General features: G+C 49.7%; 2 protein-coding genes. Both read right to left on the bottom strand.

Annotated features, from left to right (window positions below):
- A partial coding sequence (locus Xbud_RS20780) for a non-ribosomal peptide synthetase (RefSeq protein ID WP_244590029.1) occupies window positions 1-9,274 on the bottom strand: 9,274 nt, incomplete at its 3' end.
- A gap of 4 nt (window positions 9,275-9,278) precedes the next feature.
- A partial coding sequence (locus Xbud_RS17845; protein ID WP_244590028.1) for a condensation domain-containing protein occupies window positions 9,279-11,247 on the bottom strand: 1,969 nt, incomplete at its 5' end.

Genomic DNA, 11,247 nt, shown 5'->3' with positions numbered 1-11,247 from the left:
GTTGCAGGGTATTTGACGGGCAGGGCCTGTCCGTCTGGTTCCAGCCATACAGCAGGGTATGACGTTCCTGCGCAGATAACACATCAATGCGGCTCAAGGATTGCTGCGGATCTGCCACAAACGCGGCCAGTACCTGCTGATAACTTGCCGCCATCCGGGCTATTGTCGTTTCATCAAACAGACTGACAGCGTAATTGATCGCCCCTGTCAGGCAGGCTGGGTTATCGGCAATAAACAAACTCAGGTCAAATTTAGCCGGACTGTGCAAATTGTCATCCAGTTTTACCGGACTGAATGGCAAAGTCATTCCATCAGGCAGGCTTTCACCAAAGTTTTGCAATCCGAACATGACCTGAAAAATAGGATGACGGGACGCATCCCGCTCAACTTGGAGAGCATCAACCAACTGCTCAAACGGCATATCCTGATGGGATTTGGCCTGAGCAATCACATCGTGAACATGTTCAATCAGATGCTCCACACTACCGACTTGCTCCACTTGTGCCCGCAAAACCAGTGAATTGACAAACATCCCAATCAAGGGTTGAGTTTGCGCATGATGTCGGTTATCAGTCGGTGTCCCCAGCACAATATCGCTTTGCCCGGAGAACTTCGCCAGCATGAGATAAAAACCGCTCAGTAAAACAGTGTATAGGGTGGTTTCCTGCTGTTTTGCTAATGTCTTTAGCTGGCCGGTAAGTTCACTTCCTAACGTAAAGCCGAAATTTCGTCCCTGATAATCTACCTGTGCCGGATGGGGGTAATCGGTCGGCAAAAGTAACGGCTCATACCCCGCCAGAGCCTGCTGCCAGTATGCTAACTGACGCTCTCTCACTTCCCCTTGCAAATACGCCCGCTGCCAATGAGCGTAGTCACCATAAGTGATTTCCAGATCAGGCAGACGGCTGTCACGGTTTTCAAGCAGAGCATGGTAAGCCTCCGCCAGCTCATACATAAAGATATCCACCGACCAGCCATCAATAGCGATATGATGCCACATGAATAAAAGATAATGACTGTGACCGACCTGGTAATGACGCAGGCGCAAACTCGGTTCTGTCATCAGATTAAATGACGTGCTCAATTCAGCATGTACTGTATGCAACAATGCCTCAACACTCGTACAGAGGTGTGACTCAATCAGAAGATCATCTTCCAGTGTTTGCTGATATCCATATCCCTCATCATCATCGCTGCGGTATACCGTCTTCAACACATTATGACGCTCAACCACCCGGTTAATTGCGCTTGCCAGCAGAGATAATTTGACTCCTTCATTCAACTGCACCAGATAAGGAATATGGTAGGCGTAAGTGCCCTGTTCAAACTGTTCAATAAACAGCATCCGTTCCTGGGCAAAGGACAAGGGGTAACGAGCAAGCTCAATATGAGGGATGACTGTGTATGTCTGCTGACCAATCTGTGTGGCTAATTCTTCAATCGTTTTCAATTCAAACAATTGTGCCAGTGAAACATCCATTGCCAACGTTTGGCGAATAGCCGCCGTCAGTTTAATCGCTCTGATAGAATCCCCACCAATGCGGAAGAAATTATCTTTAATACCTACCTGCACCAGCCCCAAAACCTCCTGCCAGATGGCACAAAGCTGGCTTTCCAGTGCATTGCGCGGGGCCACATAACTGTATTGACTGCTCCAAATCGGTTCCGGTAATGCCCGACGATCTAACTTACCATTCAGGGTTAACGGAATAGAGTCCATACGAGTAAAACTGGCAGGCACCATATACTCCGACAGACAGTCAGATAAGTAGCTGATCAGTTTATCGTCTGAGAGCCCCTCCTCTGCAACCAGATAGGCCGCCAGGACTTTATAACCTTCCTGCTCCCGGTCAATCACTACCACCTGTTTTACTTGTGGATGCGCCGCCAATGCTGCTTCAATTTCCCCTAATTCAATGCGGTGGCCCCGGATCTTGACCTGATAATCATTGCGGCCCAGATAGTCCAGCTTGCCATCCGGCCGCCAGCGCACTAAATCCCCGGTTTTATACAGCCGGGTGTAACCCTGAACCTTGTCTTCGGCTGTGGCAAATGGATTTGCCACGAATCGCTCGGCAGTCAGCTCAGGCTGGTTTAAATACCCGCGTGCTACACCAGCACCACCGACATACAGTTCGCCCGGCGCACCAATCGGAGACAGATTGCCCTGTTCATCCAGCACATACAGACGGCTATTATCAATTCCCCGGCCAATGGCCAAATCCCCCCCCTGCAATAAATTCTGGCTGGCACATACGGTAATTTCCGTCGGGCCATACTGGTTAAACAACGTGATATGTGGCGGGATCTCCAGCGTATTAAGCGTCTCCCCGCCGGTATGGATCACCTGCAAAGTTGAGCGGAACAGCTCGGCAGAAAAGTGGTTCATCAAGGCGGTAGGAATAAAGGCTTTGGTGATCTTATGTCGATTGATAAACGCCAGCAGTTGTTCACTGTCGCCGGTTACCGCTGCGGGAGCAATATACAAGGTAGCACCAGACATCAGCACCGGGAAAACTTCAAAAACAGAAGCATCAAACACGTAATTGGAGAAAAACAGCGCTTTCACCTGTGGTGCCAATGAATGCGTTCTGGCGATAAACTGAGTCAGATTCAGGACATTGGTATGTTCCACCATCACCCCTTTTGGCTGACCGGTGGTGCCTGACGTGTAGATGATATAAGCCAGATCGGTCGGTTTGTTGGTTAAGACCGGATTTTCTGACGGCTGATTAGCAGTGACGTTCTGATCGTCAGCCACTATCAGTCGTGGCTGAACGGGCAGTATCCCGCAGTGTGTCTCTAATACCGGCAAATACCGCTGTTGGGTCACCACATACGGAGCCTGAGTATCGGTCAGAATAAAGCGGATACGCTCGGCGGGATATTGCGGAGAGACGGGTACATAAGCACCGCCGGCTTTCAGTACCGCCAGCATACTGACTACCATCTCCAGACTGCGCTCCAGATACAGAACCACGGGGGTATCAGCTGGCATCGGCGTATGGTATTGCTGCTGATAATGTTGGCGAATCGCAAAGGCCAATTGGTTTGCCCGTTCGTTAAGCTGACGGTAAGTCAGCGTCTTCCCTTCAAATACCAGTGCAATGTTATCCGGTGTTGCTACAACCTGTTCCTCAAACTGCTGCTGGAGTGTGCGGTCTTGCGGGTACGGCACATCCGTCTGGTTCCAGCTATACAGTAAAGTGTGGCGTTCAGTATCGTTGAGGAACATCACTGTTGAAGTCAGTTGGTGTGGATCGTGAACCACCGCAGACAAAATACTCTCAATCTGACGAAGTAAATGCTGTGCCTGTTTGTCTGCCAGCCAGTCTTCACCGTAACTCAATTTGACTATCAGGCTGTCATTTTGCACATAGGCCATTAATAGCACCGGATAGTCCACCTTCTCAACAGTGCGACGGAATGTCACTGTATTCTCAACTCCCTTTCCGATTTCATTCGTCATCGGTGCCGGATAGTTTTCAAAAATCAGCAGACTGTGGAACAAACGTGCCCCATTCGGTTGCAGACTGGCAAGTGACACCGCACTGTGACTGTTAAGCGCCGCAATGTCATTCTGTATTGCCTGTAAAATATCGGCTACCGTGTGTGTGGGTTCCCACTGCACCATCAATGGCAACGTATTGATATACAGACCAACGCTGGCTTCGATACCATCGACCGGCACATCCCGCCCTGATACGGTTGTTCCCACAATGGTCTGTTCATCCCCGCTGTAGCTGTGCAGCAATTTATGCCAGGCAAACTGCAACACCACATTCAGTGTCACACCTTGTTCCCGGCACATTGTCGTAAGCTGTTTATAGGAATTTCCCTGGATCGTGAGTACCTGTTCAGCAGGTTTCTCTACCGCTTTTATCCGGCTCAGATCAACGTTATGGCTTAACAATGCCGAAAGATCATTTGCCCTGTGGAACTGAGCCTTGCGCTCAGCCCAATACACTTCAGAGGCTTGTTGATGATCAAGGTGATATTGCTGAGTCGCCAGATACGCCTTATCCACCTCTATCCGGGGCGTTTGCCCTTGTATCAGTTGGTTGTAATAGTCATGCACAGCCTGCAATAAAACCGGGTTACTCCAGCCATCGGCAATACTGTGATGTTGGGTGATCAGTACCGTTACCAACTGATTATGTTGTTTGATAATGGTGAAACGAATTAACCCCGGCTGGTTTAGATCAAACGGCTGTGTCCGGTCATGCTGTTGAATGGCGTCAATCGCTGCCCCCCGCTCTTCTGCGGGAAATCGGCTGAGATCCTGAACAGAGAAATTGTCCGTACCGATACTCGCGCCTGTGGTCACCACCTGCAAAACTTCCTCTTCCCAGTCAAAGGCGGTTCGCAGGATAGGAAAACGCAGTGAGGCCAGTGACCAGGCCTGCTGGTAGATGGCAACATCCAGCTGTGTGTGATAATCCAGCAATAACTGGATCCGATAGGCATCATCCTGTGGCTGAGTCAGATAATGATAAATAAACCCCTGCTGTAGACTGGTGGCAGGATACAGTGCCTCAACCCGGTATTTCTGCTGAAAATGGAGTAAACGTTCTATCGAAACGCCTTTAATACCGTAATCACTGAGAGTCTTCACACCCCCCGCTCGTGCCTGTTGCTGAGCGGTTTTAATCACCGTCATCAGTGCCTGTTCAAACGCAACAATAAACATCTGTGTTTGAAGTTGTGGTAAACCCGATATCACACTGAATTGCAGTTGCCCGCTCTGAACCATGCCATTGATATTCAGCAACAGATCACTACTATTCTGATTGCCGACCATAGCACCACAATCATCGCTGGTAAGCGACCAATCCTGTTCTCCCGCTTCTCTCCCTAACTGACCGAGGTAGTTGAAACTGATCGGCGGCAGATTACCCGCTAAATACCCGGCCTGATGCAGAGCACCGTAGCCCAGCCCTTTATTCGGCACAGCCCTGAGCATCTCTTTGGTATGGATAATGGTTTTGGTAATATCGGCCTGCATTGCCAGCCGGACAGGATACAGGGTTGTAAACCAGCCCACAGTTTCAGAGATATCCAGCGTATTATCGATATGTTCCCGCCCGTGACCTTCCAGCAAGATAAGGTTGACCGGCCGTGAGAAACACGCCTGCAAGGCCAGCGTGAGGGCACTCAACAATAAATCATTAACTTCGGTGTGATAACCCGCATTGGCCTCACGCAACAAAGTCTCGGTCAGTACCTCAGAGATAGCTACCTCGTGCTGACTGAGTTCCCCCGCTACAGGATAAGTCCCGCTCTCCGCCATGACCTGTTGCCAGTAGGATACTTCACCCTGATGGCATTCGGCATAGCGATGCACGGCGCTGACCCACTGCCGGTAACTGCTGGTTTTTGCCGGCAAAATATCACTCTGTAGCAATAAACGCATATCTTCTGCCATGATCCGCCAGGACACGGCATCAATGATCAGATGGTGAAACGCGAAGAATAAGCGGGCGCTACCGTCTGCATATCCGGTCAAATGCGCTGCCAGCCACAGAGGCCCGTTACAATAATCAAAGCTGCTCTGCCATTCAGTCAGTTGCTGATGTAATGTCGCTTCATCCCATTGACTGACATCACAATACCGTAATGCAGGCAACCATGCAGGCATATCGGCCTGATAACATTGACGGTAACCCGCTGCCGTTTTAACAAAGTGGACACGCAACATATCGTGTCGTTCAGTCAGTTGATTCAGCGCTTTTTCAATATCGCCATGCTTGATCGTGCCGGGCAGGCGGATCATAAAGGCCTGGTTCCAGTGGTGTGGCTGCGGTAACTGGCGATTGAAGAAATCCTGCTGGACAGGTAATAAGCCAAATTCTCCGTTTAACCCCCCCTGTTCAGCCACCACGCTGACTGTCTGTTGCTCCTGTGTCAGCACTTGTGCCAGACGAGCCACCGTTGGCGCTTCAAAAATCGACTTGACCTGAACGGTAAAACCCGCTTTCCGCAAGCGGGAAACTAACCTGATACTGACAATCGAATCGCCGCCGATACGGAAGAAATTATCTTCAATACCCACCTGTGCCAGTCCCAATACCTCCTGCCAGATAGCACAAAGCTGAGTTTCCAGTGCATTGCGCGGTGCGATGTAACTGTCCCGGTTGCCCCAGATCGGTTCTGGTAATGCCCAGCGATCTAACTTACCATTCAGGGTCAATGGCACTGACTCAATGCGGGTAAAGCTGGCAGGCATCATATACTCCGGCAGGTGATCGGAAAGGTACTCAATCAGGGCGTCATCGGATACATTCCCCTCACTCACCAGATAGGCCGCCAGGACTTTATGGCCTTCCTGTTCCCGGTCAATCACTACCGCCTGTTTTACCCGCGGATGTGCAGCCAGTGCACTTTCAATTTCCCCTAATTCAATCCGGTAGCCCCGGATTTTGACCTGATAATCATTACGCCCCAGATAGTCCAGCTTGCCATCCGGCCGCCAGCGCACCAGATCCCCGGTTTTATACAGGCGGGTATAACCCCGTGCCTTGTCTTCGGCTGTGTAAAATGGATTTTCCACAAATCGCTCAGCGGTGAGTTCAGGCTGGTTTAAATACCCACGTGCTACACCAGCACCTCCGATATACAGTTCCCCCGGTGCACCAATCGGGGACAGATTGCCCTGTTCATCCAGCACATACAGACGGGTGTTATCAATCCCCTGACCAATAGCCAGATCACCGTGCTGCAATAGGTTCTGGCTGGCACACACAGTGATTTCCGTCGGGCCATACTGGTTAAACAGTGTGACATGCGGCGGGATAGACAGGGCATTAAGAGCTTCTCCACCGGTATGGATCACCTGCAAAGTTGAGCGAAATAACTCGGCAGAAAAGTGGTTCATCAAAGCAGTAGGAATAAAGGCTTTGGTGATCTTATGTTGATTGATAAACGCCAGCAGTTGCTCACTGTCGCCGGTTACTGCGGCGGGAGCAATATACAAGGCGGCACCGGACATCAGCACCGGGAAAACTTCAAAAACAGAAGCATCAAACACGTAATTGGAGAAAAACAGCGCTTTCACCTGTGGTGCCAGTAGATGTGTTCTGGCGATAAATTGAGTCAGATTCAGGACATTGGTATGTTCCACCATCACCCCTTTTGGCTGACCAGTGGTGCCTGAAGTGTAGATGATATAAGCCAGATCGGTCGGCTGGTTGATTAAGGCCGGATTTTCTGCTGGCTGATCGGCGGTCACGGCCTGATCATCTGCCGCTATCAGAGTGGGTAGTTCCGCCAACAAGTGCGTGCATTCTGCCAATGGGGCCAAATACTGTTGTTGAGTCACTATGCAGGGTGAACGGGTATCTTCTAAAATAAACTGAACCCGCTCTACCGGATAAGAGGGAGAGACAGGTACATAAGCGCCGCCCGCTTTCAGTACCGCCAGCATACTGATCACCATTTCCAGACTGCGATCCAGATACAAGGCTACGGGGGTATCAACTGGCATCGGTGCATGGTGCTGCTGCTGATAATGTTGGCGAATAGCAAAGGCCAACTGGTTTGCCCGTTTGTTGAGCTGACAATAAGTCAGAGTTTCTCCCTCAAATGCCAGCGCAATGTTATCCGGTGTCGCTACAACCTGTGCCTCAAATTGTTGCTGGAGTGTACGGTCTTGCGGGTACGGCATATCTGTCTGGTTCCAGCTATACAACAGGGTATCGCGTTCCATGTCACTGAGGAACATCACCGATGAAAGGGGCTGGTAGGGTTCCCGCGCTACCGTGGATAAAATACACTTAACCTGACGAAGCAAACGCTGAGCCTGTTTACCCGTCAGCCAGTCTTCACCATAACTTAGTTTCACTATCAGATTATCACCGTGTTCATAGGCCATCAGTAACACCGGATAATCTGTTTTTTCAATCGCTTTGCGGAATGTCAGTGTTTTTTCAATTCCGTCTCTGGTTTCATTTACCACGGGTGCCGGATAGTTTTCAAAAATCAGCAGACTATGGAATAAACGTGCTCCATCCGGTTGCAAGCTGGCGAGTGACACGGCACTGTGGCTGTTGAGCGCCGCAATGTCATTCTGTATTGCCTGTAAAACGTCGGCTACTGTCTGCCTGTTTTCCCACTGCACCCTCAATGGCAACGTATTGATATACAGGCCAACGCTGGCTTCGATACCATCGACCGGCACATCCCGCCCTGATACAGTTGTTCCCACAATGGTCTGTTCATCCCCGCTGTAGCTGTGCAGCAATTTATGCCAGGCAAACTGCAACACCACATTCAGTGTCACACCTTGTTCCCGGCACATTGCCTTAAGCTGTTTATAGGTATTCCCCTGTATCGTGAGCACCTGCTCAGCAGGTTTTTCTACCGCTTTTATTCGGTTCAAATCAACGTTATGGCTTAACAGCGCCGAAAGGTCATTTGCCCTGTGGAATTGGGCTTTACGCTCAGCCCAATACGCTTCAGAGGCTTGTTTGTGATCAAGGTGATATTGCTGAGTCGCCAGATACGCTTTATCCACCTCTATCCGGGGCGTTTGTCCCTGCATCAGTTGGTTGTAATAGTCATGCACAGTCTGCAATAAAACCGGGTTACTCCAGCCATCGGCAATACAGTGATGTTGGGTAATCATCACCGTCACCAGTTGGTCATGTTGCCTGATAATGGTGAAACGAATTAATCCCGGCTGACTTAAATCAAACGCTTGTGTCCGGTCATGCTGCTGAATGGCATCAATCGCTGCCTCCCGCTCTTCTGCGGATAATCGGCTGAGATCCTGAACAGTAAAACTGGCTGCACTAATACTTGCCCCTTCAGTTACGATCTGCAAAACTTCACCTTCCCAGTCAAACGCGGTTCTGAGTATCGGGAAACGCAGGGAAGCCAGTGACCATGCTTGCTGATAGGCGGCAAGGTCTACATTTGTGTGATAATCCAACAACAGTTGTACACGATAGGCATCATCTTGTGGCTGAGCCAGATGATGATAAATAAACCCCTGCTGCAAACTGGTAGCGGGAAATATCACTTCAATTTCATTGTTACTATTTTTATTGACGTTATTAAAATTAGCGTGATTTTCACTCAGGATAAAACTTTGAAAATCTTTTTCAGAGAAAATACATGTTGCATTTAAGAAATCTAAAATAGTTTCCCTTTTTGCTTTTACTTTATCGACCAATTGAACAGGCGGAGTTTCCCCTGAAAAAGCTAATTTTAATTTGTTTTCACAAACCCATACTGACATGTGATTTTTATTAAGTTCTTCTAATAGTTTCAACATATTGTTACACATCCAAAATGGTTTTCTTTTCTGAATGGAAGTGCGAATTTTCATTACTCGCATGACCAAGACGCTGAGTCAGTTGATTTAACTGCTCGATTGAAACTCCTTTAATGCCGTAATCACTCGGAGTCTTCACGCCTCCCGCCTGAGCCTGTTGCTGAGCGGTTTTGATAACAGTCATCAGTGCCTGTTCAAACGCGGTAATAAATGTCTGTGTCTGGTGTTGTGATAAACAGGAATTCACACTGAACTGCAATCTGCCTTCCTGCACTGCACCGTTAATATCCAGTAACAAATGGCTCTTATTGTTGTCGGCTATCATGGTTCCGCAATCGTCGCTGGTGAGTGACCAGTCCTGTTCTCCCGCTTCTCCCCCTAACTGACCGAGGTAGTTGAAACTGATCATCGGCAGATTACCCGTCAAGTACCCGGCCTGATGCAGAGCACCGTAGCCCAGCCCTTTATTCGGTACGGCCCTGAGCATTTCTTTGGTGTGGATAATGGTTTCGGCAATAGCGGCCTGCATTGCCAGCCGGACAGGGTACAGGGTTGTAAACCAGCCGACGGTTTCAGAAACATCCAATGTGTTATCGATATGTTCCCGCCCGTGACCTTCCAGCAGAATGCGATTGATCGGCCGTGAGAAACACGTCTGCAAGGCCAGCGCAAGGGCACTCAGCAGTAGGTCATTAATTTCGGTGTGATAACCGGCATTGGCCTCACGCAACAAGGTCTCGGTCAGTGCCTCAGAGATACCTAGCCGATGCTGACGAGTCTCTTCTACAGCCGGATAAGTCCCGCTTTCCTCCATGACCTGTTGCCAGTAAGGCACTTCCTCCTGATGGCACTCGGCATAGTGATGCACAGCGCTGACCCACTGCCGGTAACTGCTGGTTTTTGCCGGCAAGTTATCGCCCTGTAGCGCGTCTTTCTGTAGCAACAAACGCATATCTTCTGCCATGATCCGCCAGGACACAGCATCAATAATCAGATGGTGAAACGCGAAGAATAAGCGGGCACTCCCGTCTGCATATCCGGTCAAATGCGCCGCCTGCCACAGAGGCCCGTTACAATAATCAAAACTGCTCTGCCATTCGGTCAGTTGCTGGCGTAATGCTGTTTCATCCCATTGACTGACATCACAGTGATGTAACATTGACAGCCATAAAGGCATATCGGCCTGATAACATTGACGGTAACCTGCTGCCGTTTCAACAAAGTGGACACGCAACATATCGTGTCGTTCAGCCAGTTGATTCAGCGCTTTTTCAATATCACCATGTTTGATCGTACCGGGCAGGCGGATCATAAAGGCCTGGTTCCAGTGGTGTGGCTGCGGTAACTGGCGATTGAAGAAATCCTGCTGGACAGGCAATAAGCCAAATTCCCCACTTAATTTGCCCTGTTCGGCCACCACACTGACTGTCTGCTGATCCTGTGCCAATACCTGTGCCAGACGAGCTACTGTTGGCGCTTCAAAAATCGATTTAACCTGCACAGTAAAGCCAGCCTGTCGGAGTTTAGAGACCAGTTGAATACTGACAATCGAATCACCGCCGATACGGAAGAAATTATCTTCAATGCCTACCTGTGCCAGCCCTAATATTTCCTGCCAGATAGCACAAAGCCGGGTTTCCAGTGCATTGCGCGGTGCTACGTAGCTGTCCCGGTTGCCCCAGGCCGGTTCCGGTAATGCCCGGCGATCTAACTTACCATTCAGGGTCAATGGCACTGACTCAATACGGGTAAAGCTGGCAGGTATCATATACTCCGGCAGACGACCGGAGAGGTGCTCAATCAGAGCGTCAGCAGAGACATTCCCCGTGCTCACCAGATAGGCCGCCAGAACTTTGTGACCTTCCTGCTCCCAATCAATCACTACCGCCTGTTTTACCTGTGGATGGGTCGCCAGCGCACTCTCAATTTCCCCCAATTCAATACGGTAGCCCCGGATTTTGACCTGAAAATCA

The organism is Xenorhabdus budapestensis (genome assembly GCF_002632465.1).
Taxonomy (GTDB): Bacteria; Pseudomonadota; Gammaproteobacteria; order Enterobacterales; family Enterobacteriaceae; genus Xenorhabdus; species Xenorhabdus budapestensis.
This window is presented reverse-complemented; position numbering and strand designations above follow the sequence as displayed.